Origin of the sequence: Bacillus sp. PPSBB_2 (genome assembly GCF_045291115.1) — a bacterium.
Lineage (GTDB): Bacteria > Bacillota > Bacilli > Bacillales > Bacillaceae_G > Bacillus_A > Bacillus_A cereus.
Genome location: NZ_CP147983.1, coordinates 502,797 through 529,121, shown reverse-complemented (window position 1 = coordinate 529,121; position 26,325 = coordinate 502,797). Strand labels below are relative to the sequence as shown.

Below are 26,325 nucleotides of genomic sequence, written 5' to 3'. Positions count from 1 at the left end.
AAAATTAAAAAATATGAGCTACACTGTTATCTAGTTTTCAAAGAACATACATTTATATATGAGAGATAGTTCTCTCAAAACTGAACAAAACGAAACACGGAAACTTATATTGATGAACAGCGTTCATCAATTCTCCATAGAAAGGAGGTGATCCAGCCGCACCTTCCGATACGGCTACCTTGTTACGACTTCACCCCAATCATCTGTCCCACCTTAGGCGGCTGGCTCCAAAAAGGTTACCCCACCGACTTCGGGTGTTACAAACTCTCGTGGTGTGACGGGCGGTGTGTACAAGGCCCGGGAACGTATTCACCGCGGCATGCTGATCCGCGATTACTAGCGATTCCAGCTTCATGTAGGCGAGTTGCAGCCTACAATCCGAACTGAGAACGGTTTTATGAGATTAGCTCCACCTCGCGGTCTTGCAGCTCTTTGTACCGTCCATTGTAGCACGTGTGTAGCCCAGGTCATAAGGGGCATGATGATTTGACGTCATCCCCACCTTCCTCCGGTTTGTCACCGGCAGTCACCTTAGAGTGCCCAACTTAATGATGGCAACTAAGATCAAGGGTTGCGCTCGTTGCGGGACTTAACCCAACATCTCACGACACGAGCTGACGACAACCATGCACCACCTGTCACTCTGCTCCCGAAGGAGAAGCCCTATCTCTAGGGTTTTCAGAGGATGTCAAGACCTGGTAAGGTTCTTCGCGTTGCTTCGAATTAAACCACATGCTCCACCGCTTGTGCGGGCCCCCGTCAATTCCTTTGAGTTTCAGCCTTGCGGCCGTACTCCCCAGGCGGAGTGCTTAATGCGTTAACTTCAGCACTAAAGGGCGGAAACCCTCTAACACTTAGCACTCATCGTTTACGGCGTGGACTACCAGGGTATCTAATCCTGTTTGCTCCCCACGCTTTCGCGCCTCAGTGTCAGTTACAGACCAGAAAGTCGCCTTCGCCACTGGTGTTCCTCCATATCTCTACGCATTTCACCGCTACACATGGAATTCCACTTTCCTCTTCTGCACTCAAGTCTCCCAGTTTCCAATGACCCTCCACGGTTGAGCCGTGGGCTTTCACATCAGACTTAAGAAACCACCTGCGCGCGCTTTACGCCCAATAATTCCGGATAACGCTTGCCACCTACGTATTACCGCGGCTGCTGGCACGTAGTTAGCCGTGGCTTTCTGGTTAGGTACCGTCAAGGTGCCAGCTTATTCAACTAGCACTTGTTCTTCCCTAACAACAGAGTTTTACGACCCGAAAGCCTTCATCACTCACGCGGCGTTGCTCCGTCAGACTTTCGTCCATTGCGGAAGATTCCCTACTGCTGCCTCCCGTAGGAGTCTGGGCCGTGTCTCAGTCCCAGTGTGGCCGATCACCCTCTCAGGTCGGCTACGCATCGTTGCCTTGGTGAGCCGTTACCTCACCAACTAGCTAATGCGACGCGGGTCCATCCATAAGTGACAGCCGAAGCCGCCTTTCAATTTCGAACCATGCGGTTCAAAATGTTATCCGGTATTAGCCCCGGTTTCCCGGAGTTATCCCAGTCTTATGGGCAGGTTACCCACGTGTTACTCACCCGTCCGCCGCTAACTTCATAAGAGCAAGCTCTTAATCCATTCGCTCGACTTGCATGTATTAGGCACGCCGCCAGCGTTCATCCTGAGCCAGGATCAAACTCTCCAATAAAGTTAGTTTGTCTAGCATCTAAAATAAAAATTGACGTTTCACGTTGTTTGTTTCGTTCAGTTTTCAAAGAACTACTTGGTCGCTCATTTGCGACTTCCTTATGTTAACATCTTCATTTTTCAATGTCAACTAAGTTTTTTAATTTCTTTTTTGTCGTTTTCTGCGTTTCCGCATCAGCGACGGTTATTAATATATCATGCAGTATATACAGGGTCAATACTTTTTATAAAAAAATTTCACATCCCGTTAAAAACTTAAAATCCGCTTTAAAAATCATTATAGCGTCCATTCATTCTTGGCTCCCCTCCTATTCATTTCATATCTTATCTCTTTATCAATTCACACGAGAGTGAAAATTCTAAATTTTATGTTATATTATTAGTATAGGAGCGTGGTGAGAATGAGCATTAAGTATTCAAACAAAATCAATAAAATCCGGACCTTTGCATTAAGTTTAGTATTTATCGGCCTCTTCATTGCATACTTAGGTGTCTTTTTCCGCGAAAACATTATTATTATGACAACGTTTATGATGGTTGGCTTTTTAGCTGTTATCGCTAGCACTGTCGTTTACTTTTGGATTGGTATGTTATCTACTAAGACTATCCAAATTATTTGCCCCAGCTGTGATAAGCCAACCAAAATGCTGGGCCGTGTCGATGCATGTATGCACTGCAATCAACCTTTAACACTAGATCGAGATCTAGAAGGAAAAGAATTTGATGAAAAGTATAATAAGAAGAGTTATAAATCATAAGTATCAAGGGAAATACGAATTTGCAACACTACAAACGTTTCAACTCATTAAAAAGTTGATTTCTTAAAAAATCAACTTTTTAATTGTTTTATTAAATTTATTACACCTATTTTTTCGAAATAACAGCAAACATCCCTGTCATATTAGGCGAATAATCTTTAAAATCATATTTTTCGTAGAATGATGTTTTACCTTGCGACGCAAACAAACCAATGAATGCTTTATCTGGAGCATTCCCATTTAAGTATTCTACTAAAGTATTCATTATTTTCTTTCCAATACCATTCTTTTGATACTCTGGATGAACCACTATATCTTGAATATAGAAATAGATAGCCCCATCACCAACAATTCTCCCCATGCCGATGATTTGATTATTATCCTTGACTGTTATACAGTAAATCGAATTTTGAAGTGATATTTCCGCCACCTCAAAGTTCATATAGTTAGTCCATCCCACAGAATCACATAAATATTTATATTCTTCCAATGTTGGAATGTTATTTTTAATCTCATATTTCTTCAAAATGTCCCCTCCAAGAATTCATTTCCACCAATACAAAGTAAATTCGACAAACTTTTATCTAACCCTTCTTACTAACTTAGCACTGTAAATCCCGATTAACCTCACGCTAATCCTTATATAATAAAGAAAGAGGCTGACGTATAGCCGTCAGCCTCTTTCTTTATTATATATTACGCCTTATGACACTCTGGACAAACGCCATAAATTTCTAAGCGATGACTATTGATAACGAAGCCTGTCGTTTTCGCAGCTTCCTCTTCCAGCTTTTCCAAGCCTCCATAAGGAAAATCAACAATCTTACCACATTTTTCGCAAATCACATGATAATGTTGACTTGTAACATAATCAAATCTACTTGAAGCGTCTCCATAAGTTAATTCCTTTACAAGTCCAACCTCTTTAAACACACGTAAGTTATTATAGACAGTTGCAACACTCATATTTGGAAACTTACCTTCTAATGCTTTATAAATATCATCCGCTGTTGGGTGCGTCATTGATTCCACAAGGTACTCTAAAATAGCATGACGCTGTGGAGTAATGCGTACACCCGTATTTTTCAGCATTTCTAGCGCTTCTTTTAATTCTTCTTTGACCACCGTCATGCACCCCGATTCTATACGGATTATTATTTTATAATTCTTATAAAGAGTGTACTCCTTTTCTTATAAATCGTCAATATTTCTACTATAAGTATGTAGTTTATTTTTATATTCAGGACTTGTTTTTATGTATCTTTCCCTTTTTTCTTCATATATTCCATAGAAAAAAGTGCGACATAATCGCACTTGGAATACTATCATCTGAGGAGGTATGCCCTACACTTCCACTTTATGTAAGGCAGTAAAATATGTATAGACACTTGCCTTGTTTCTGCATATTTTATCTCCAATGTAGATTTATTTTATATAAGAAAGAACATCCTCAATATGTCCTTTCACTTTCACTTTACGCCACTCTTTTACAAGTTCACCGTCTTTATTAATAAGGAATGTAGAACGCTCGATTCCCATATACTCTTTCCCAAAGTTCTTTTTTAACTTCCAAACATCGTATAACTCTGCTACTTTATGATCTTCATCTACTAAAAGTGTAAATGGCAATTCATGTTTCTCAATGAATTTCAAATGTCTATTCGCTGAATCAGGACTTACTCCAAGAATAACCGTATCCTTCTCTTGAAATACTCCATACGCATCACGAAAATCACATGCTTCAGTTGTACACCCTGGCGTCATATCTTTCGGATAAAAATAGAGAACTACATTTTTACCGCGGAAATCAGCTAGGCGAACTTCTTCTCCGTTACTTCCCTCTAATGTGAATTCTGGTGCCATTTCTCCTACTGTAATCATAGTTATCACTCCTACTCTTTTCCTTTACTATAACAAATGCTTCCTTATTTTTCATTGTCTATTACAGACCTCATCACAAAAGCAAAAGGGAGTGTATATCCAATTAGAGCTTCTGCGATTGCAATCCATCGCCCAATTCCAATCGGAGATATGTCACCATATCCAACAGACAATAAAGTAACTGCGCTAAAATATAAACAAACTTCGACGAGTTGAAAAGAATGAGCGTTCAAACTTTCTCCGTCCTCTTTCAAAACTGCGAAACCCATTTCCTCTAATACAACGTAACTTAATCCAAATGCGATTAGTACTGTTGTATAGATTAAAAATAATGTGGCCAAATTATAGAGCGAAAAAAAACGCGTTGAATCCGAATAGGAACTCCATAATAATTGGACACTTTTCAAAATAGCGATTGCTGCAATTAATAGAATAAATCCCCATAACATGTCCTCCACCTCATTTTATATGTATGAGGTGGAGAACTGATTTATCCCTTAGAAACGAACAAGCTTCTATAATTAATTACCCGCGCCACGATACCTTTTTACCCCTTGGTTCCAGAGGGTGATTGCAATCGTAAAACAGATAACACCAACAATTGGCGTCGCAAATGCATAACTATTCCATTCTGTTTTTCTTAAAAAGTATGCCGCTGGATATACTCCAACAAACGCAAACGGTAAAACAAACGTTAAAATGAAACGAATTACACGATTATAAATATTAACAGGATAGCGCCCGTAATTACCTATGTTATACATAAGAGGCATAATTGAACTTTTCGCATCCGACCAAAAACCAAGGCTCGCCAGCGTAACAAATATACCTCCATATACAAGTGCTCCTCCTCCTACCATCAATATAAATAAGAAGAAATCATACCAGTAAAAAGATAATTGTAACTCCACAGCTGCATATCCCATTACAACAATCCCTGTAATAGCTCCAATTAAAGATTCAAGTTCCATTCTTTCTAATATAATTTGAAATAGGCTATGGATCGGCCGCGTTAATACACGATCCATCTCCCCTTTAATAATGTATCGATCATTAAAATCCCATATATTAAAGAAAGCTGAAAAGATGGCAAATGGTACTAAAAAGAAACCATAAATAAAGATTACTTCTTCTCGACTCCATCCCTTCAATGCTTGTGTATGCCCAAATACAACGAGAATAAATATTAAATTAACTGCTTGAAGCGATAAATCAGAAAGTAAACCAACGATAAAATCGCCTCGATACTCCAATTTTGTTTTTATATATTGACTTGCATATTGTAAAAATAAGTTTATATATAGCATCTCATCATCCCCCTTGTACAATTAGACGTTTTCTCGCCGTTCTCCACATGAGTACAATTGGAATAATAAGTACAATCGCCCAAATCACTTGAAATACTAAAGCCTCATACAACTTACTCCCCTGTATACCTTCAGAAAAAATCATACTTGGAATATAACTAATAGCCTGAAACGGTAAAAACATCATTGCTTTTTGGGCCCATAGCGGATAAAAACTAATTGGTAATAATAGACCTGAAAATAAATCAATAACAACGCGTTTTGCATACATAATCCCACTATTATTAAATAGGAAAAACGTAAGCATTCCCGTCATTAAATTAATTTGTGTATTAATAATAAAACTAAATATTAAAGATAAGAAGAAATATAACCAAGTTTGAAAATTTGTTGTAATTTGCAACGAAAATAATAACGTAACGATAACCATGCCTGGAATGGAAAAGAAGGCAAAACGGAATATTCCCTCGCCAAGACCTTGCATAACTTTCATTCCCAAATAGTTATACGGACGAATTAATTCTACAGCCACACGTCCTTCTTGAATCTCCATCGCAATTTCCCTATCTATATTATTAAAATAGAAGGCACGTGCCATCCACGCGATTGCGATATACGTGGTCATTTGCGAAATAGATAAACTTTCAATATTCTCTTTTCCGCTATAAATTGCTTGCCATAAAAAATAGTAAGCACCGATATTAATCGTATAAATTAAAATCCCGCTATAGTAATTTGTACGATACGCAAGCATCATTAAAAAGCGAATTCGAATCATTTCAATATACTTACCCATGCGTAATACCTTCTTCATAAATGTTACGAATAATTTCCTCTGTAGACACTTCGTTAATTTTTAAATCTTTAATTTGAAAGGCTTGTACTACTTTAGAAATAAGCATTGAAATAATAACTTCTTCATTCGGAATTTTTGCAACCCATGCATTTTCCTCTTTTGCTTTCGACCAAACGACATGATTATCTGGCATAACCATTGATAAAGCCTGATAGGAAACTGGTGCAACAAACTGAAAGTGAATTTCCTTCTCCGCTCCCCACTGCGTACGAAGATTATTTAAAGAACCGTCATACATAATATTTCCTTCATCCAGCATGATAACGCGCTCACATAAAGCTTCAATATCAGTAATATCGTGTGTTGTTAATAAAATTGTTGTTTTATAACGTTCATTCATTTCTTTTAAAAATTCACGTATTTTCAATTTCACAAGTACATCTAACCCAATTGTTGGCTCATCTAAAAATAATAACGGTGGATTATGAATTAAGGCTGCCGCTAATTCACAACGCATCCTTTGACCAAGAGATAATTTTCGAACTGGTTTATCTAATAAGGGCCCTATATCTAACGTTTCAATTACGTGCTCCATATGCTCCTTATACTGAGCGTCTGATACACCATACACTTTCTTTAATAAACGAAACGATTCTTGTACTGCAATATCCCACCAAAGTTGCGAACGCTGTCCAAAAACAACACCAATTGTTCTTACAAATTCTTCTCTTTGTTTATGTGGGTTCATTCCATTTACTGTGATTTGCCCTGATGTCGGAGTTAAAATCCCCGTAAGCATTTTAATTGTTGTTGATTTACCAGCACCGTTCTCACCGATATAACCAACCATTTCACCTTGCTTCACAGTAAAAGATACATCATTTACTGCTGGTACTATTTTATAATTACGATTTAATAAATCGCGAAATGCACCCTTTAAGCCCGGACGACTTGAATAGGCTGTAAACTCTTTACGTAACCCTTGTACCTCAATTACCGATTTCATAATCGGACCCCCCTCCTAAATGTCACAACGAATAGTTTACCCAACTGCCTTCGCTATCACAAACAATACGTCTTTTCGAAAAACATGTTAGAATAATACATAGATTTTTGTAAGGAGATGAATTGTAGTGAATTTCACAAAGTCAGAAGCATTACATAAAGAAGCTTTAGAGCATATCGTTGGCGGTGTTAACAGTCCTTCTCGTTCTTTTAAAGCAGTTGGCGGCGGCGCTCCTGTTGCTATGGAACGTGGGAAAGGCGCTTATTTCTGGGATGTAGACGGAAATAAATATATCGATTATTTAGCAGCATACGGTCCTATTATTACTGGACATGCTCATCCGCATATAACAAAAGCAATTACAACAGCTGCTGAAAATGGGGTACTTTATGGAACACCAACAGCGCTAGAGGTAAAATTCGCAAAAATGTTAAAAGAAGCAATGCCTGCATTAGATAAAGTCCGTTTCGTAAACTCTGGTACAGAAGCAGTGATGACAACGATTCGTGTTGCTCGTGCTTATACAGGTCGCACAAAAATCATGAAATTTGCTGGTTGTTACCACGGTCATTCTGATTTAGTACTTGTGGCAGCTGGATCTGGCCCTTCTACTTTAGGAACTCCTGACTCAGCTGGCGTACCACAAAGTATCGCACAAGAAGTTATTACCGTTCCATTTAACAATGTAGAAACTTTAAAAGAAGCTTTAGATAAATGGGGTCATGAAGTAGCAGCTATCCTTGTAGAACCGATCGTTGGAAACTTCGGTATTGTAGAGCCTAAACCTGGATTCCTTGAAAAAGTGAATGAACTTGTTCACGAAGCTGGCGCACTAGTAATTTATGATGAAGTTATTACTGCTTTCCGCTTTATGTACGGCGGTGCTCAAGACTTACTTGGTGTTACACCCGACTTAACAGCGCTTGGTAAAGTTATTGGCGGCGGCTTACCAATCGGTGCTTACGGTGGTAAGAAAGAAATTATGGAACAAGTTGCTCCGCTTGGACCTGCATACCAAGCTGGTACAATGGCAGGAAACCCTGCTTCTATGGCATCAGGTATCGCTTGTCTAGAAGTACTTCAACAAGAAGGGCTTTATGAGAAATTAGATGAACTTGGTGCAATGCTTGAAAAAGGAATTTTAGAGCAAGCAGCGAAACATAATATCGACATTACATTAAATCGTCTAAAAGGGGCTTTAACTGTATACTTCACAACTAATACAATTGAAGATTACGATGCCGCACAAGATACAGACGGTGAAATGTTCGGTAAATTCTTCAAGCTTATGCTTCAAGAAGGAGTTAACTTAGCACCTTCTAAATACGAGGCATGGTTCTTAACTACAGAACATACAAAAGAAGATATTGAATATACAATCGAAGCTGTCGGCAGAGCATTTGCTGCCCTAGCAGACAATAAATAATCCCTTCATTAAAAGGAAAAAAGAAAGCTCACCTTTCTTTTTTCCTTTTTTCTATTTCATAAATCACGCATTAATAGTATAATTATTCATAATTATCTGTTTTATATTCTTTTACAGCATTACTATCTCTGTGTACAAGGTGATTTGCACCTTAAATAGTAAGATTATTCTAACTTTTACAAGAGGGGGGATTGACGGATGCTCAATAAAAAAAATACATGGACACCGTCTTTATTTCGAGATTATAGAAATGCAGAACATGATGCGTGTGGAATCGTTTCCGTTATGGAGAAACGAAAAATTGCTACAAAAGAAAACATTGACCTTTGCATACAATCACTCGTCAAAATGAATCATAGAGCTGGTTTCATTAATGGCGAGGGCGATGGCATCGGCATTCACATTGATATACCAAAAACGCTTTGGAATGAAAAACTAAAAAGTAGCGGATATAATCCAACGATTGTGGATCATCCCCACTTTATCGTTGGACATTTTTTTCTAAATAAAAAAGAAAACATTACTGCCTTAAAAGATTATATTCGTACGCAATTAAACAACAAAAACTTTGCAATCATTTTCGAAAGTGATGATGCAACAAACTCAGATGCGCTCGGTCCACTTGGTAAACAAGAAGAACCTTTATTTTGGCAAGTTGCCCTTATCGCAGAAAACGAAATTACAAATATTGAGCAAACATTATTTTCTGTCACAATAAAAATAGAGGAAAACGAAGCAATTCATGTTGCTTCATTAAGTCATGATCATGTTGTATATAAAGTTCTAGGTGCTGGTGATACGCTTGTTGCCTACTATAATGATTTACAACATCCGCTTATCGCTTCAACTATGACATTAGGACATAACCGCTACTCTACTAATACATTATCTAATTTTTTTCGTGTACAACCATTTAGCATTCTCGGACATAATGGTGAAATTAACACAATTGCGAAATTACGCGATCAAGCTGAAATGATTGATGTACCACTTACTGCAGGAGGCAGTGACTCTCAAGATTTAAACCGCACCTTAGAAACCCTACTTGTTCAATACGGCTACAGCTTATTTGAAGCAATGGAAATTCTATTCCCACCAATTATTAATGAAATTAAACTTTATGAAACACCTTTACAAGATTTATATACGTATATACGTGAAGCATGGGGACATTTTGCACAAGGACCAGCTGGCATCATTTCCCGTTTTAAAGATGAAGCTGTTTTCAGCGTTGATTCCCTTGGATTACGCCCAGTATGGAAAGTAGAGACAGAGAGCTCTTATATTTTCTCTTCTGAACCTGGAGTTGTATCACCAACTAAATATGTAGCAGAACCAAAACCACTCGCTCCTGGAGAAAAAGTCGGATTAAAATGGAATGAACAAGATGAACTTGTTCTTTATGAATATGACAAATATCAAATCCAAGTATATAACCGTTTTAAAAAGCGAATTGATACTACCAATTACCATTTAAATTTATCTATCCCTGAAACGAAAAAAATCCAAGGGCTATGTGATTCTGTTCAAGTTGAAACGAAACAATACGTCGCTTTCGGATGGGACCGAGAACATATTCAACTTCTTGAACAGATGGCAACAAAAGGCGTTGAGCCAATACGCTCACTTGGGCATGACTCACCACTTGCCGCACTCGATACTGATAGACGAAATATCGCTGACTTTATTAAAGAAAGTGTAGCTGTTGTTACAAACCCTGCAATTGATCGTGACCGTGAAATTGAACACTTCTCTACACGTACTGTACTTGGAGAGCGTCCAAGTTTATTAAGCGGCGCAAAACGGCCATTTGTAGTTGAAATGCTTTCACCAATTATTTTAGAAGGCAGCGTGGCACAACCTATTGCAGAGGAATTACACACAATTACGTACGAACAACTCATAGAGCTATTTAAGACTCATAACTCTATCGCCACAATCTCTGCTACATTCAGCTCGTCAGAAACTCTGCAATGCGCATTAAGCCGCATTAGTTCTGAAGCGATAGCTGCTGTTAACAATGGCGCTTCCCTACTAGTATTAGATGACGCAAAAGCCCATCTAAATGAACGATTGTGGATTGATCCACATTTAGTTACTGCTAAAGTACATCAAGCATTAAGTGAAAATAAATTACGCCGCAATTGTTCTCTCGTTATACGTTCTGGTGCTCTTCGCTCCTTACATGACATTGTCACGCTATATGGATTAGGAGCAGATGGTATTAATCCATATTTATTATTCGCGACTGTAAATGATGGAACAAAAACACCAATTACGAATCTATATAATGCACTTAATAAAGGATTAGAAAAAGTCATTTCAACAATTGGAATTCATGAGTTACGTGGTTACGGACGTCTCTATTCATCTATTGGGTTACATGAAGAAATCGCAAATATATTACAGATTACAAATTTCTTCGGTTCAAATGATTTAGCCTTTTCACTTGAATCACTTGTTGAAGATGCAAAAATACGAGCAGAGGATTATAACAATCCTAAAATTAGAATGCGAAAATCATTTCATATATTCCCGCGAATTTGGAAAGCAATCGGCGATGTTGCAAAAGGAAATTCTTATGATGATTACCATGACAAGTTAAGTGAACTAGAAGAGAATAATCCAATTGCAATCAGACACCTTGTTCAAACGAAACAAACAAAACATGTCGTTCCAACTGAAGAAGTATCTATCGGCATCAAAAATCATAATTTACCATTTATTATTAGTTCTATGTCATTTGGTTCTCAAAACGAAATTGCCTTTCGCGCATATGCAGAAGCAGCCGATCAGCTAAATATGATTAGCTTGAACGGTGAAGGCGGCGAAATTAAAGATATGATTGGAAAATATCCACATACACGTGGACAACAAGTGGCATCTGGGCGATTTGGAGTAAATGCCGAACTACTAAACTCATCAAACTTAATTGAAATCAAAATCGGTCAAGGCGCAAAGCCTGGGGAAGGTGGGCATTTACCTGGTTCAAAAGTGACAGCCAAAATCGCTGAAGCACGTAATGCGACAATCGGCTCAGATTTAATTTCACCTTCTAATAACCATGATATTTATTCAATTGAAGATTTAGCTCAAATGATTACAGAAATTAAAACAGCTAATCAACTTGCCAAAGTAGCCGTGAAAGTCCCTGTTGTTCCTAATATCGGAACAATTGCTGTCGGTATCGCCAAAGCTGGCGCTGATTTTATTAACATTAGCGGATTCGATGGCGGAACAGGCGCTGCACGTATTCACGCATTGCAGCATGTAGGTCTCCCTGTAGAAATTGGTGTTAAAGCCGCTCACAACGCTTTATTAGAAGCAAGCATGAGACATAAAGTAGAGATTTGGGCAGATGGTGGTATTCGAAGTGTAAATGATGCCTTGAAAATCATGCTCCTCGGAGCAAACCGTATTGGATTTGGCACACTATCAATGATTGCAATCGGCTGTACTACTTGCCGTGGGTGCCATCTAGATACTTGCCATGTTGGAATTGCGACACAAATCGAGTCTGAAGCACAAGCAAAAGAACATGGGTTACGCCGCTTCGTCCCACGCGAATTAGAAAGTGCAGTTGCTGGCCTGCTAAATTTATTCACCTCTTTCGGTGTAGAACTAAAACGATTAACAGGACAGCTTGGTTATACAAATTTACAAGCAATTGTTGGGCGTTCTGATTTATTAGAGCAAGTTCGAGGCGAAAATTTATTAAACTTACGTAATTTACTACAAATAATAGAACATCCATCTGTTACAACAACAGAAGGCGTACCGGAAAAACAATTTAAGACAGTTCATTCCGCTGACTCAAAAGAATTGGTAGGCGTTGGTGTAGAGCAACGCGTTATGGGTGGTCTAGAATCATGTTATCGCGTTCGCAGTAAACTATATGAAGCTACTCAACTTGAACCACTTACATTAAAGTATACGAATGGTTCTATTCCCGGAAATGGGTTAGGTGCTTACAATAGTGAAAATTTATTTATACACGTAAATGGCGGCGCACAAGATGGCATTGGTAAAACTTCCTTTGGTGGTGGGATTTATATAACGAAATCAAAAGGAAAAGACGGAGTATATTATAACGGTTCTGTCGGAAAAGGATTTGGATATGGTGCACAAAAAGGGGCACTATACGTGCAAGGGAACGCTGATGCTCGCGCTGGCATTCGCCTTTCTGGGGCAGACATGATAATTGGAGGTAGAATAACAAAACCACTCCGTGAAAAAGAGCAAGGAAATATAGGTGCATACTCCAATATTAAAGGTTTTGCTTTTGAATATATGACAAATGGGCGAGCGCTTGTTTTAGGTGACCCTGGTCCATGGATTTGCGCTGGCATGACTGGCGGTGTTGTTTATTTGCGCCGTGATTCAAACTTAGGCTTAACAGAACAGGCCTTAAAAAGAAGAATCGCAAAAGGCGCAAATGTTACATTACAACCAATTAGTAAAAATGGTTTGAAAGATGTAACTGAATTATTGCTAGACTATATTCGTGTACTAAACGAGCACGAGCAATATGAGGAAGTTGCTTTGTTAACACCATTATTAGATGATATACAGAACAAGTTTTTTGAGATTATCCCGAAAAAAGAACAGGCAGATCCATCTATCTCAACAGAGTAAAATGAGTAATTTTCATTATTAAGAAAAAATTGACGAAGTACGCTTCTCATAGTAATCTATAGTAACAATTTGAGACCTGCTGAAATTCAGCAGGTTTTTTTACTAAAAACTGATGTTTAAAAGAAATTAGGAAAAATTATAAAGTGAAACTTTAATTAGCCTACACCAATCGGACGTTTACCGGCATCCAGCTTCTGAATTTTGAGGCGTGAATCTTACTACTCACAATTAGCGGGATAAAATGAACACTAATTTCTTTTAACGTCACTAAAATATCACTTGCTAACATATTGTAATGAATGTATAGTATCATGTTGTACATTCATTATGACAAGAGAAAGGATCTTATTAAGGGTATGAAACTTGGTGCTCGCATTTTAAAAACGGGTATTGCCATCACGTTAGCTTTATTTGCTTGTATTTTACTTCAATTACCGAGTCCGGTATTTGCGGGAATTTCAGCTATCTTTGCTGTCCAACCGTCTGTATACCGTTCTTATTTAACAGCACTTGAACAAATTCAAGCAAATGTAATTGGTGCGATATTTGCTATCGCATTTGCTACTGCTTTTGGACATAATCCTTTTATTATTGGATTAACATGTATATTAGTAATTGCTCTTACATTACAATTACGATTAGAAAACACAATATCAATTGCTTTAGTAACAGTTATCGCCATTATGGAGTATCAAGGCGAAGATTTCTTTAGTTTTGCCTTACTTCGATTTGCGACGATTATGATTGGTATTATTGCGGCTTCACTTGTAAATTTAGTATTTATGCCGCCAAAATATGAAACAAAACTTTATCATCGTATCGTTGATAATACAGAAGAAATTGTAAAATGGATTCGAATGAATAGCAGGCAGGCTTCTGATTTTACAACGCTAAAAACTGATATTGATCGTATGAAAGAAAAAATGATCAAACTAAACCATTACTATTTGCTGTATAAAGAAGAAAGAAGCTACACGAAAAAAGTAAAGTTCGCAAAAATTCGTAAGCTCGTTTTATTCAGACAAATGTTAGCGACAACAAGCCGTGCTTTAAGTACGTTAAAATCATTACACCGTACTGAAAATGAACTGCGCTATATGCCGGAAGAATTTCAGGAATCTATCCAAAACGAACTTGACTCATTAACGCATTATCATGAACAAGTTTTATTAAAATTTATTGGTAAAGCAAAAAAACAACAATCAGTTGAAATGCTTGATGAAGTTGAAACAGGTAAACAAGAATTAATTGATATCTTTATGGAATATCAAAATAAAGACGATGAAGAAGCATATAAAACATGGTTACATCTCTTCCCTCTTATTTCTTCCATCATTAACTATAGTGAAGAAGTAGAGCATTTAGATTTGCTTGTAGATAGCTTCTACACATACCATAAACCAGAAAAAGAACTCCAAATCGATGATAAAAAAGAAGACGAATAAAAAACAGCTCCTTTTATGCTAAAGGAGCTGTTTCTGTTATATGTTGAAGTTGATATAAATTGTAATAAAATCCTCTTTTTCGCATTAACTCTTCATGAGAACCAGTCTCTTTAATCTCACCGTCTTCAATGTAAATAATCGTATCAACATGCGTAATCGTCGCTAATCGATGTGCAATTATAATCGTTGTCCGGTCAGCAGCTAACGTCTGAAGCGCCTCTTGAATATACCTTTCATTTTCTAAATCTAATGCTGAAGTTGCTTCATCTAATATAAGTACCGAAGGATTCTTTAGAAACACTCGTGCAATTGCCACGCGTTGTCTTTGCCCGCCCGATAGCTTCACACCACGTTCTCCAACGACAGTATTATAACCATCTGGTAAGTCTATAATAAAATCATGAATTTGCGCAGCTTTAGCAGCTGCAATCACCTCTTTCTCTGTAGCCTTCGGATTTCCATATAAAATATTAGCTCCAATTGTATCGCTAAACAATAAATTATCTTGCAGTACAATTCCAATATGACTACGCAAATTTCTCATATTATACTTTCTTACATCTATGCCATCTACATAAACCGTGCCTTCAGAAACATCATAGAAACGCGGGATCAAACTAGCAAGAGATGACTTTCCTCCCCCACTCGCTCCTACAAGCGCTACTTTCTCTCCAGGTTGCATAGTTAATGACAAGTTGTGTAATATCTCTTTTTCATCTGCATTATAACGAAAAGAAACATTGTCAAATACAATTTCTCCATTTAATTTTTTCGTTTGTACCGCATTTGGTACATTAACAATATCGTATTTTTCATCTAACAGTTCAAACACACGGTCCATCGATGCAAAAGATTGTGTTAATGTTGTAGATGAATTAACAAGGCGGCGAAGCGGACTATATAAACTATCCATATATCCAACAAAAGCTACCATCGTTCCTAGCGTTAACTGCCCTTGAATTACTTCATATGCTGCAAAACCAATCACAAGTAACGGACCTAAATCGGTTAACGTGTTTACTGCCGAAAATGTTCTTGCCGTCCAACTTGTATGGGTTAATGCTTTCGTTAAAAATTCATTATTTCTTTTTTCAAACTGCTTCCCCTCATACTCTTCTAACGCAAAGCTACGTGTCACTTGCATTCCTTGAATACGTTCATGCAAATACCCTTGCATCGTCGCTAACGCTTGTGAACGCTCTTTCGTCAATTTCCGAAGACGTCCGAAAAAATATTTCACTGCAATTACATAAATAGGTAAAATCAATAACGCAACAAATGTTAATTTTATATTCATAGAAAACATAACAATGATAGCAATAGCAATTGTTGCAGTATCTAACCAGACGTTCATCAAACCAGTAATTACAAAATCTTTCGTTTGTTCTACATCATGGATGACACGCGAAATAATCTCCCCTGTTTTTGTATTGGAGTAATAACGTAAACTTAACTTTTGTAAGTGACCGAAAATATGCTTCCGCAAATCATACAGTATTGTATTTGCGATACGTTGGGCGAAATATTGACGATAATATTCAATCGGTGGTCTTAATACCGCAAAAATAAAGAAAGCAATTCCAATCGCTGTTATTAATTGAGATGTTTTATCTTGAAGTGAGCCAGCGCCTTGAATTACATCATCGATAATATACTTTAATAACCACGGCATAATAAGTGGGATACCGAACTTAACTAGTCCAATAATAATTGTAATAGCAATAAGCCATCGATATGGTTTAACAAATTGTAAATATCTTTTTATGCCTTGCACATAATCCCCCCTCTAATAGGACAAACCTGCCGGGAAGCCCCCTGCAGGTTTGTTTTAATTTCTGTACATTAAATATCGTTCATACCACATATCTACGAAATCTGGTGCAAATGGACCTTTTCTTTGATGAATCCACTGTGTTAAATGTGCTACATTTCGTTTTAAAATTGTATCAATAACAGGTGGATACTGCATAATTTCACTATGTTTTTCATACTCATCTTCATCTAGAAGCGTATATGTCATATCTGGATATACTTTAATATCTAAATCATAATCAATATACTTTAATGCTTCAGGATCATACGCAAAAGGTGAGCTTAAATTACAATAATAATATACGCCATCTTCCCTAAGCATCCCAATCACATTAAACCAATAGTTGGCATGAAAATAACAAATTGCTGGTTCACGAGTAATCCATGTTCGGCCATCCGATTCTGTAACTACTGTACGATCATTCGCTCCGATTACAAGACTCTGTGTCCCTTTTAAAATTGTTGTTTCTTCCCACATTCTATGAATGGAGCCATTATGTTTATAACTATGTATTTGTACTTTTTCTCCTTCTTTGGGAAATCCCATATATGCTCCCTTCTTTCAACTGCAAATGCCCTTTGAACGGCATTCACTTTTTTTCTATTATAACTTTTTTGTCGAAATTTTAAAACTAAAGGGATAAGACTCTATTTTTCAAACTGAATATGCAGGAGGTTTATCGTTGAATACTATGCCCCACCGCTTCTTAGGAGATAAAAGGATTGTACTGTATTATTTATAAGCGAGGACATATAATAGAAAAAGCCCTTCTCTATTTCCATACAAAGAAGGACTTTTCACCTAAAGATAACAATATATCTTATCCTAAATTTGAAATCATTTTTTCAGTTGCAAAAGATTGAATTACACTATTCGTTTGTTCTTCAAATTTCTCATGTAACATCTTCAACGCTACTTCTGTTCTATATATTTCCTGGCGGATAAAATGCAGTTCTTTTTTATCGCACGTATCTTTTTCATTCATTTCAATTTGTTGATACTTCTCTAGATGTGCTTGTAATTTTAACAATTCATCCATCGTTTCTAATTGCTCCCCTACCAACTTATCAAAATCGTTCATTACTTACCCCCTTTTGGACTTATTCATCAGTTATTATTCCTAATTACATAATTCTAATTGTTAACTTCCTTCTCCTTTGACTACATTTGTTGACTTATTAGAAGTTATGTCGTTCGCTTTCTTTTCATTACAACGATCCACGCAAAAAGAAAACACTTCTCCCGAATTAGAGAAGTGTTTTTCTTTCATTACTGATTTGAGCTAGAAGATTGTGATTGTTTTGCAGCTGACTTAGCATTTTGTTTTTTCACAGAATGCACGTCTGTTTCAGTTGCAAATTCTGTACCATAACTAGCGTTTGCACTTTGTGCACCAGAAGCTTGTGCTTTCTTTGCTTCTGATTGTGCGTTTGCTTGTTTTACAGCTTGTACATCTGTTTCAGTTGAAAACTCTGTACCATAACTAGCATTTGTACTTTGAATGCTAGCACCAGAAGTTGCTTTGTTATAACCTTGTTGTTTTTTACTCATCTTTCTCACCTCCACAATCAATAATGTAACCAATTCACTTAGAAGCTATCCGTAATTTTCTTTTGAATAATTTCCGCATATATCTTTTGTTACTTATTCAAACTATAAGAAATGGAGGTGGAAATATGTATATAGGACGCGATATGACTGAACTAACGATGATTTCAAAAAATGAATGGAAAGAAGATGAATTAGCTTATTTTCATCACTCACTACAACAGGTTCTGCCTTATTTAAATGTAGAAGGGCAAAGTATTTACAAAGAAATTGTAGTAGAAATCGAATCAAGAGGCGGCTTACAAGAAGGTAAAGCTAGTTGGACTCATGGGACAAAAATTTCTTACGATTAAAAAAGTGTTCCCTAGATTGGGAACACTTTTTTATTTATTGCATTGTAATTTTCTCCACACAATTTTCATAAATAGTACGGTGTGATTTTGAGAAAGGTAATTGCTCAAATACCTCTTTCGATACAAATTTTAATGTATCTGTATCAACAATATTACCGGTTACTTTTCCGTAAAATACAAATATATCCCAAGTACGATGTGTAAACGTATGTTGTACATTCATTGCGTATTCATCAATAGAAACCTCGAGCTCAAATTTTTCTTTCATATAATCTATAAGCTGTTCCTTCTGATTTCGAATACCTTCTCCAAGTTCAGCATTAGGAAACTCCCACATGTTAGCTAACAAACCTGTACTTGGACGTTTATTAATAACGTAACGACCGTCTTCAGTTTGAAGTACGCCTGCAACAATAGGTACCATTTTAGGAGCTTTCGCTTTACTTTTTACTGGTAATTCTTTTTGAACACCTTCAGCATATCCTCTGCAATGCTCACGCACAGGACAAAGTAAGCACGATGGATTTTTAGGAATACAAATCAATGCACCTAATTCCATCAATCCTTGATTAAAATAAGATGGGTTTTCTACTGAAATAATTTCACGCACAATCTCTTCAAAAACTTTTCGAGTCTTTGGTTTTGCAATATCATCCCATACTGATAAAATACGAGATAATACACGCATAACATTTCCATCAACTGCCGGCTCTGGTATACCATATGCGATACTTAAAATAGCACCTTTTGTATATGGTCCTACTCCTTTTAACTTTTCAATTTTCTTTACATCACTTGGTACAACCCCGCCGTATACTTCTTTTACCTCTTTTACTGCCGCATGTAAATTACGTGCTCTAGAATAATATCCTAAACCTTCCCATGCTTTTAATACTTCTTCATCATCAGCGTTCGCTAACGCTTCAAGTGTAGGAAACTTCCCCATAAAATTTGCGTAATATGGTTTTACAGCTTCTACTCTTGTTTGCTGCAACATAATTTCAGAAACCCAAACGCGGTATGGATCTTTATTCTTTCTCCACGGTAAGTCGCGCTGTTCTTCTTCAAACCAACCAATTAAATCATTTTGAAACTGCTCTATATTAAAATTGTTTAGTATTTCAAGTGTCAAACTTGATCCCCCTCATTTTTTTGCATATAAGTACTATTATAAAGATTTTAGGAAAAAATTTAAGTAAGATGACATAGGAAATAGAAGGCAAAGGACTTGAGGTATCGAATAAAAAGAGTTACATTAATAAAAAACGGAGGTGGATTTCTATGGACACAGCCACTCACCTTGTTATGGGTATCACTTTAGGTAGCTTAGCAACATTAGATCCAGCCATAGCACAAAGTGATATTGGCCCCCAAGCTGTTATGCTTGCTACAATTGCTGGTTCCAACATTCCTGACATTGACACAGTTTTAAAATTGCGTAATAACGCTAAATATATAAGAAATCATCGTGGGATTACTCATTCTATTCCTGCGGTAATTCTTTGGTCATTCCTTATAAGTGGCATCTCTTTCGCCTTCTTTTCAGAAGCTCCATATCTTCATCTACTACTTTGGTCATTTATTGCCGTCTTTCTTCACGTCTTTGTAGATATTTTCAACGCCTATGGTACACAAGCATTACGACCTTTCACAAAAAAATGGGTCGCACTTGGCATAATTAATACATTCGATACCGTAATTTTCTTTATCCATATACTTGCAATTGCTTGCATGCTCGTCGGTTCTCATAAGGGATATACAGCTTTAGCGGCATATATATTAATGATTGTTTACTATATCGGACGGATTATGATGCACAGAAATATAAGAAGCGTTGTACACAAACGTTTCAAAAATGTCGAAAAGATTATCATTTCTCCTTCTTACCGATTTTATCATTACCATTTAGCAGTCGTTACGGCTGATTATTACTACGTTGCGAGATGGCACCGTGGTAACATTATGATATATGATAAGTTCGATCGGATACCGTTCCCAGACAATAATATTATGCGAGCAGCTAAACAAGATGAAAACATCTCAGCCTTCCTATCTTTCTCTCCTGTATATCGCTGGGATATTTTTGATCATGACCATTATTATGAAGTACGATTCATTGATTTACGATATCGAAGTAAAGATTATTATCCATTTGTTGCAATCGTTCAGCTCGACCACAATTTAAATATTATTAGTTCCTATACAGGATGGATCTTTAGTGAAGAAAAGCTTCGAAAAAAACTGGAATTACTTCCACATTAAAAAAAGCGACTTAAGTCGCTTTTTTTAATGTTTCAAATGATCTTCTTGATTAATTAAATGACTATACTTCGGATTATTTGTCCGCATTTCATGAAGGCGTACACCATGATTATTAATCCATGATCGTACCACTTGTTCCGTCATTTCATCGCCTTGATAACGACCTGATTTTGCATAAGTTGTTTGAAAATCTTCCCATAGTAACTCAACCCACGCACGAGCTTGTGCGTAAGAAAGCTTGTCATTCTTGTCTAATAATTCTTTCGTTAATGTTTCATAAATATCATTCATATTATAATCTCCTTTTACCTATTTATCCCTTCATTTCTAAAGGATAGTTTCTTCAATTTTGCACATTCTATAATTGATACTTCTTAAAGAGGTATCAACCGATAATGAGGAGGGCGTTCGCAATGGGTAAACAAGCCGAATTTTGGTCTGAGTCAAAAAACAACAGCAAAATCGACGGTCAACCGAAAGCGAAATCACGCTTCGCTTCGAAACGACCTAACGGCACAATTAACACGCACCCACAAGAACGTATGCGTGCTGCAAATCAGCAGGAAGAATAGTACAAATTAAATTAACTTCCTACACGAGGTGATAAAGATGAGCTACCGTGATCGCTTAGATAGTCGTTCTGAATTATTTAACCATACGTGGACTCGTCCAAAACATGCGAAAGCACAAGTTAACGGACAGACGCAACAAACCCAGTCTCTCATTATATTGGCAAATGAATGTAAAAAACGCCAATTTTAGAATCTCCTATCTCCTTTAACGCCTACCAAAGATGAAAACCAGAGAGATATATGCTCTCTGGTTTTTATTTTTCTTTCAATAAGGAAATTGGTATGCCAATCTCTTCATTATCATTTTGCTTATATCCCCAAGCAAATACCCCATTGAAATACGTAATTTTAAATAATACACCAGGTTCTTCTACTAATTCATATGTTTCACCAATACGGAATTTGTTTACATCCGTCATATAAGCACGAGCCATTGCCATTTTTCTCATTAATACATCAAATTCATTGACAATCCCAAGCTGCTCAGCTTTTACTGCTTGCTCCTTCAAAGCGCCAATTTCTTCCCTTAGCTCATGCGGTGTCATTTCACTGTAGCGTTTTGGCATATTCATCTTATTCTCCTCATTCCTCTTCGCGTTTCATTTGCAAAAATATCTCGATTTCATCAATAGAGAATCCTTTTCGATATAACGCTTGTTTCATCTTGTTTTCAAATGTCCATCCATCATGCTTCTTATATTTCTCATAATATTTATTCCCATGATAGTGTAACGCTTCTTGTTGCTTTTCGTCATCTTTTTCGTCTTTCAATTCTTCCAAACAAATTTGAATTACTTCTCTAGAATATCCTTTTCGAACAAGCATCTCATCTAACTTTAGTTTCATTTGTAAAAAAGAATGTTTTTGATAAGATTTTTTCTTCTTCTCTATGAGAAACAAGGCATTCTCAATTTGCTTTTCCTTCGGATATTCTTGTAAACTATGTGTAATAATTAAATCCTGAACACCTTTATTTAATAACTCTCTTTTAATAACAGTTGGACCTTTTCGATTCACATTACTTTGCGTTCGCGTATATAAAACAGCATACTCTTTATCATTAATATATCGGTCATGTAATAATTTCGAAACGACTTCAGAGATGATGGCCTGTCCCACTTCTTTTTTTCGTAAAAAATCTTCTATTTCTTGTTTTGTTCTCATTTGATAGGATAAATAGGAGATTGCTTGTAAATATGCTTTTTGTACTTCTTCATTGTACAAAATATTTCCTAACTCGATTTCATCAATTTCTAAGCCTTTTTGTAATCCATGTTTTATTAAGATTACTTGATCCACACTAAATCCGTACTCTTCGCCTTGACCTTTATCAATATAAATATTAAATCGTTCTTTCGATCGTTTTTGTACTTCTATTTTTGTAATGACAGCCATACTCTCACCTCTCTATTATTTTAACATAGTCGAGGAACATTTTTTCTTTTCAAGAATATATATAATGAGGAGGAAATACTTGTGAAAATCGCAATTTCTGGTGGTACAGGCTTTATCGGTAAATCCCTTTCTACTTTTTTTATTCAAAAAGGATATACTGTTTACATTCTCACACGAAAAAAAACTACTGAAACTTCCGATCCTAACCTTCAGTATGTTCAATGGACACCAGATTTACAAACCTTCCCCCTCTCTTCTATTGATATAGTTATTAATCTAGCCGGAGAGTCTATTAATAGTAGATGGACAAAGCAACAAAAGAAAGTCATTTTAAACAGTAGAATTCAAACAACAAAAGGAATCATTAAACAATTGCAGACACTCCATACAAAACCACACACATTTATTAACGCAAGTGCTATTGGATACTATGGAACGTCTGAAATAGAGTCTTTTACAGAACAGCATGAGACTCCTGGAAATGACTTTTTAGCAAATACAGTATATTCATGGGAACAAGAAGCATCTAAAGCACGTTCTCTCGGAATACGAACAATCTACGCAAGATTTGGAGTTGTATTAGGTGCAAATGGAGGAGCTCTTCCCAAAATGCTACTTCCCTATCAATTCTATATCGGCGGCACCATTGGTTCTGGGAAGCAATGGTTATCATGGATTCATATAGACGATGTCGTTCGTATGATGGATTTCATCATACACAAAAAAGAAATTGATGGTCCTCTTAATATGACAGCACCAACACCCATAAGAATGAAGGAATTTGGAGAAAACATTGCAACTATAATGAAAAAACCTCATTGGTTGCCTGTACCTTCATTTATCATTCAAACTTTACTGGGTGAAATGAGCATACTTGTACTAGAAGGGCAACGTGTATTACCCATTAAGGCAATTGAACATGGATACCAATACACATTTCCGGCAATAGACCATGCATTACAAAATATACTTTCGCATACAATGTAGTACTTCTAAAACACAATTTTACATGGGCTCTTTCAAAACTTTCATTTTCTAGGATCCTAAGCATTACCATACAAATAACCTTTCAGTTACTTTCCCTTAACTTCCATTAGCATTATAAAGTAACAGAAATGAGGTACCTATGAAAATATTGCTCAAACAAGCCATTGTATACCCTATTACATCTCAAAAGTTTCAAGGAGATGTACTCGTTACAGGAGAGCGAATTACCGAGGTCAAACCTTTTATTCAACCTACTCAAGATATGACCGTTATAGATGCACGAGCACTCCATCTCTTACCTGGCTTTATTGATGTCCATACTCACCTTGGTCTCTATGATGAAGGTACTGGTTGGGCTGGAAATGATGCCAATGAAACATCTGAAGTTTCAACACCACATATTCGTTCTTTAGATGGAATCCATCCTTTCGATATTGCCTTTCAAGACGCTGTACAAAACGGAATTACAACCGTTCACGTTATGCCTGGCAGTCAAAATATTATCGGGGGTACTACTTGTGTAATAAAAACAGCTGGAACTTGTATTGATCATATGATTATTCAAGAACCTGCTGGTTTAAAGATTGCCTTTGGAGAAAATCCTAAAAAAGTCCATAGTAATGGAACAAAAGAATCCATTACACGTATGGGGATTATGGGGTTACTTCGGGAATCATTCTATGAAGCACAACACTACGGGCACGAAGCTGATTTTAGAATGCTTCCTATTTTAAAAGCATTACGTCGTGAAATACCCGTACGTATCCACGCTCACCGAGCAGATGATATTAGTTCTGCGCTACGCTTTGCAACGGAATTCAACCTCGATCTACGTATTGAACATTGTACAGAAGGACACTTTCTTGTTGAAGAGCTTTCGAAACACAATTTGAAGGTTTCAGTTGGTCCCACTCTGACACGTCGTTCTAAAATCGAACTAAAAAACAAGACATGGGATACTTACCATATATTATCTAAAAATGGTGTGGAAGTTTCTATAACAACAGATCATCCTTATACACCCATTCAATATTTAAATATTTGTGCCGCTGTTGCAGTAAGAGAAGGGTTAGACGAGAAAACAGCACTAGAAGGAATCACCATATTCCCAGCGCGAAATTTGCGTTTAGAGGATAGAATTGGAAGCATTGAGGTTGGAAAAGACGCCGATCTCGTGTTATGGACTCATCATCCTTTCCATTATTTAGCCAAGCCTGTACTAACTATGATTGATGGAAAAATAATTTACAAAAAAAATAAAAAAAACTAGTTTATTTTTTTGACTAGATAAAGTATTATACGATTATAAACTGAATGAAACCATAATCAATTTGTGTCGTGATTATCATTTTCAAATTGATGAATGGGGAAGGCAAATGGTGCGCCACCAGCGTTAGAAACTGGTTCTAGTGGGTTCGATTCCCACCCCGAAATTTTTTAAAGATTGATATAAAAATTTCGAGGGTGGGGTGTTTTTTCGTCATGCTACCCTCGTGTGAGGAGGAGTTAGTATGTTGAAAAAACGCGACTTACACGACAGCCACGTTCTATACGAGTTAATGGTGGATCCAGCTGTCTTCCCTTTTGTGCGTCAAAAGGCTTATTCTTATGAAGAATATTTATTCTTAACAAAACAAACGATTGAAGCTGAAGAACGTGGTGAATTAATTTCACGCACAATTTTAGATGAATGGGGTAACCCTATCGGAACAATTACTTTATTTGATGTGCAAGAAAAAGCTGGATTTCTCGGGACATGGCTTGGCAAACCATATCATGGAAAAGGCTATAACAAATTAGCAAAAGATTCATTTTTTAGTGAACTTTTCTATGAATTAGATATTGAAACAATTTTCATGCGTATTCGTAAAATAAATATTCGTTCTATTAAAGCTGCAGAAAAACTGCAATATGTGAATCTAGCAAACGAAACAAGAAAAGCCGTATATGATGAAATTAACGCAAACGAAGAAGTGTATAACTTATATGAAATTCCAAAAGATCAATACACACTTGCTACAATGCGAGATACATCCTTCCAAGATGCTCATCAATTAAAAGAAGCGTAATCTAAATTTTCTGAAATGATAATCAATCGTTAACATTTTCCATATGCGTATATCCCCTCATGTCTTTGGAAACGATAAATAGTAACTTTAAGACACGAGGTGATTTGTAATGGATAAAAAGAAACGTGATAAAGCAAAAAACACATTATCTAGTACACAAGAAGTTCTCTATCAACGCGAATTTCAAAAAGCAGATCGTGCAGCAGGATATCGCTCGAAAAGCATTTAAAGTGAAAATGAATAATTAGAAGTTTCCCCCCTAATTATTCATTTTCATTACATAATTTTCTCGACTGATAGAAGTAAGCAAAAAAGCCCCTTATACATAAGGGACTTTTTTTGCTGTGGACAACTTTATCCACAAAACCAACAGAATTGTTA

Annotated in this window: 27 protein-coding genes and 1 rRNA gene; 12 read left to right on the top strand and 16 right to left on the bottom strand. The window is 36.7% G+C overall.

All coding sequences use genetic code 11. The features are described 5' to 3' along the window. Positions 1–140: 140 nt before the first annotated feature. Positions 141–1,692: ribosomal RNA gene (locus V6946_RS02605) — 16S ribosomal RNA — on the bottom strand. A 400-nt stretch (positions 1,693–2,092) separates the two neighbouring features. On the opposite strand from V6946_RS02605, the gene V6946_RS02600 reads away from it, so the two are divergent. Continuing rightward, positions 2,093–2,449: a YgzB family protein gene (locus tag V6946_RS02600; protein WP_000025058.1), complete on the top strand. Its 357-nt coding sequence runs from the start codon at positions 2,093–2,095 to the stop codon at positions 2,447–2,449. Between the two features lie 106 nt (positions 2,450–2,555). On the opposite strand, the gene V6946_RS02595 is transcribed toward V6946_RS02600, so the two are convergent. The 7 genes from V6946_RS02595 to V6946_RS02565 all read right to left on the bottom strand — a co-directional run bounded on the left by V6946_RS02595 (position 2,556) and on the right by V6946_RS02565 (position 7,439). Beyond that, positions 2,556–2,975: a GNAT family N-acetyltransferase gene (locus tag V6946_RS02595; protein ID WP_000759736.1), complete on the bottom strand. Its 420-nt coding sequence runs from the start codon at positions 2,973–2,975 to the stop codon at positions 2,556–2,558. A 170-nt stretch (positions 2,976–3,145) separates the two neighbouring features. Further along, positions 3,146–3,574, bottom strand: coding sequence for a peroxide-responsive transcriptional repressor PerR (gene perR / locus V6946_RS02590; RefSeq protein ID WP_000237829.1), 429 nt, complete (start codon positions 3,572–3,574; stop codon positions 3,146–3,148). A gap of 300 nt (positions 3,575–3,874) precedes the next feature. Further along, a complete protein-coding gene (gene bcp, locus V6946_RS02585; RefSeq protein WP_000633710.1) occupies positions 3,875–4,330 on the bottom strand; it encodes a thioredoxin-dependent thiol peroxidase in 456 nt (151 codons plus the stop codon). A 44-nt stretch (positions 4,331–4,374) separates the two neighbouring features. Next, positions 4,375–4,779, bottom strand: coding sequence for a potassium channel family protein (locus V6946_RS02580; protein WP_000964343.1), 405 nt, complete (start codon positions 4,777–4,779; stop codon positions 4,375–4,377). Positions 4,780–4,851: 72 nt separating this feature from the next. Further along, complete coding sequence (locus tag V6946_RS02575; RefSeq protein WP_000965773.1) at positions 4,852–5,637, bottom strand: ABC transporter permease; 786 nt, start codon at positions 5,635–5,637, stop codon at positions 4,852–4,854. Positions 5,638–5,641: 4 nt separating this feature from the next. Further along, positions 5,642–6,433: an ABC-2 family transporter protein gene (locus tag V6946_RS02570; RefSeq protein WP_000521519.1), complete on the bottom strand. Its 792-nt coding sequence runs from the start codon at positions 6,431–6,433 to the stop codon at positions 5,642–5,644. Then, complete coding sequence (locus V6946_RS02565; protein WP_000843655.1) at positions 6,426–7,439, bottom strand: ATP-binding cassette domain-containing protein; 1,014 nt, start codon at positions 7,437–7,439, stop codon at positions 6,426–6,428. The genes V6946_RS02570 and V6946_RS02565 overlap by 8 nt, the downstream gene beginning before the upstream one ends. Before the next feature lie 127 nt (positions 7,440–7,566). Here V6946_RS02565 and hemL point away from each other — a divergent pair, with 127 nt between their 5' ends. The 3 genes from hemL (at position 7,567) to V6946_RS02550 (ending at position 14,945) form a co-directional block, all read left to right on the top strand. Next, positions 7,567–8,865 (top strand): glutamate-1-semialdehyde-2,1-aminomutase, encoded by a 1,299-nt coding sequence (hemL, locus tag V6946_RS02560; RefSeq protein WP_001011863.1) that lies wholly within the window; start codon positions 7,567–7,569, stop codon positions 8,863–8,865. Positions 8,866–9,063: 198 nt separating this feature from the next. Continuing rightward, positions 9,064–13,500 carry a glutamate synthase-related protein gene (locus V6946_RS02555; RefSeq protein ID WP_006916129.1) on the top strand — a complete coding sequence of 1,479 codons (4,437 nt, stop codon included), beginning with the start codon at positions 9,064–9,066 and terminating at the stop codon, positions 13,498–13,500. 356 nt (positions 13,501–13,856) lie between these two features. Then, positions 13,857–14,945 carry an aromatic acid exporter family protein gene (locus V6946_RS02550; RefSeq protein ID WP_000765787.1) on the top strand — a complete coding sequence of 363 codons (1,089 nt, stop codon included), beginning with the start codon at positions 13,857–13,859 and terminating at the stop codon, positions 14,943–14,945. Between the two features lie 13 nt (positions 14,946–14,958). On the opposite strand, the gene V6946_RS02545 is transcribed toward V6946_RS02550, so the two are convergent. The 4 genes from V6946_RS02545 to V6946_RS02530 form a co-directional block, all read right to left on the bottom strand. Continuing rightward, positions 14,959–16,719: an ABC transporter ATP-binding protein gene (locus tag V6946_RS02545; protein WP_001161598.1), complete on the bottom strand. Its 1,761-nt coding sequence runs from the start codon at positions 16,717–16,719 to the stop codon at positions 14,959–14,961. 54 nt (positions 16,720–16,773) lie between these two features. Next, complete coding sequence (locus V6946_RS02540; protein WP_000506622.1) at positions 16,774–17,304, bottom strand: DUF402 domain-containing protein; 531 nt, start codon at positions 17,302–17,304, stop codon at positions 16,774–16,776. A 274-nt stretch (positions 17,305–17,578) separates the two neighbouring features. After that, on the bottom strand, positions 17,579–17,839 hold the full coding sequence (locus tag V6946_RS02535) for a YgaB family protein (RefSeq protein WP_000997575.1): 261 nt from the start codon (positions 17,837–17,839) through the stop codon (positions 17,579–17,581). Positions 17,840–18,027: 188 nt separating this feature from the next. Beyond that, positions 18,028–18,309: a gamma-type small acid-soluble spore protein gene (locus V6946_RS02530; RefSeq protein ID WP_000039046.1), complete on the bottom strand. Its 282-nt coding sequence runs from the start codon at positions 18,307–18,309 to the stop codon at positions 18,028–18,030. A gap of 125 nt (positions 18,310–18,434) precedes the next feature. Here V6946_RS02530 and V6946_RS02525 point away from each other — a divergent pair, with 125 nt between their 5' ends. Then, entirely contained in the window at positions 18,435–18,659 is a 225-nt protein-coding gene (locus V6946_RS02525; RefSeq protein ID WP_006916136.1) for a hypothetical protein, read from the top strand. Positions 18,660–18,693: 34 nt separating this feature from the next. Here the strand turns inward: V6946_RS02525 and mutY are convergent, their stop codons facing one another. Next, the gene (mutY, locus tag V6946_RS02520) at positions 18,694–19,791 is read right to left on the bottom strand and encodes an A/G-specific adenine glycosylase (protein WP_000171397.1); all 1,098 of its coding nucleotides are present in this window, start codon (positions 19,789–19,791) and stop codon (positions 18,694–18,696) included. A 149-nt stretch (positions 19,792–19,940) separates the two neighbouring features. Between mutY and V6946_RS02515 the strand changes: the two genes are divergently transcribed. Beyond that, complete coding sequence (locus V6946_RS02515) at positions 19,941–20,921, top strand: metal-dependent hydrolase (protein ID WP_000379109.1); 981 nt, start codon at positions 19,941–19,943, stop codon at positions 20,919–20,921. Positions 20,922–20,945: 24 nt separating this feature from the next. Here V6946_RS02515 and V6946_RS02510 read toward each other — a convergent pair whose 3' ends face one another. Continuing rightward, positions 20,946–21,212 (bottom strand): YfhJ family protein, encoded by a 267-nt coding sequence (locus V6946_RS02510; RefSeq protein ID WP_000998166.1) that lies wholly within the window; start codon positions 21,210–21,212, stop codon positions 20,946–20,948. A gap of 122 nt (positions 21,213–21,334) precedes the next feature. Between V6946_RS02510 and V6946_RS02505 the strand changes: the two genes are divergently transcribed. Both V6946_RS02505 and V6946_RS02500 read left to right on the top strand, forming a co-directional pair. After that, positions 21,335–21,493, top strand: a complete 159-nt coding sequence (locus V6946_RS02505) for a small, acid-soluble spore protein K (RefSeq protein ID WP_000517891.1) — start codon at positions 21,335–21,337, stop codon at positions 21,491–21,493. A 37-nt stretch (positions 21,494–21,530) separates the two neighbouring features. Next, positions 21,531–21,683 (top strand): YpzG family protein, encoded by a 153-nt coding sequence (locus V6946_RS02500; RefSeq protein WP_000122093.1) that lies wholly within the window; start codon positions 21,531–21,533, stop codon positions 21,681–21,683. A gap of 64 nt (positions 21,684–21,747) precedes the next feature. Here V6946_RS02500 and V6946_RS02495 read toward each other — a convergent pair whose 3' ends face one another. Then, positions 21,748–22,065 carry a YfhH family protein gene (locus V6946_RS02495; protein WP_006916157.1) on the bottom strand — a complete coding sequence of 106 codons (318 nt, stop codon included), beginning with the start codon at positions 22,063–22,065 and terminating at the stop codon, positions 21,748–21,750. A 10-nt stretch (positions 22,066–22,075) separates the two neighbouring features. Continuing rightward, complete coding sequence (recX, locus tag V6946_RS02490; RefSeq protein ID WP_000268502.1) at positions 22,076–22,888, bottom strand: recombination regulator RecX; 813 nt, start codon at positions 22,886–22,888, stop codon at positions 22,076–22,078. Between the two features lie 81 nt (positions 22,889–22,969). Between recX and V6946_RS02485 the strand changes: the two genes are divergently transcribed. From V6946_RS02485 to V6946_RS02470, 4 genes are all read left to right on the top strand, one after another. Then, on the top strand, positions 22,970–23,875 hold the full coding sequence (locus V6946_RS02485) for a TIGR01777 family oxidoreductase (RefSeq protein ID WP_000684379.1): 906 nt from the start codon (positions 22,970–22,972) through the stop codon (positions 23,873–23,875). 139 nt (positions 23,876–24,014) lie between these two features. Beyond that, positions 24,015–25,145, top strand: coding sequence for an amidohydrolase (locus V6946_RS02480; protein WP_000698317.1), 1,131 nt, complete (start codon positions 24,015–24,017; stop codon positions 25,143–25,145). A 241-nt stretch (positions 25,146–25,386) separates the two neighbouring features. Further along, the gene (locus V6946_RS02475) at positions 25,387–25,944 is read left to right on the top strand and encodes a GNAT family N-acetyltransferase (RefSeq protein WP_000914734.1); all 558 of its coding nucleotides are present in this window, start codon (positions 25,387–25,389) and stop codon (positions 25,942–25,944) included. Between the two features lie 109 nt (positions 25,945–26,053). After that, entirely contained in the window at positions 26,054–26,173 is a 120-nt protein-coding gene (locus V6946_RS02470; protein WP_000358482.1) for a YfhE family protein, read from the top strand. Positions 26,174–26,325: the final 152 nt, after the last annotated feature.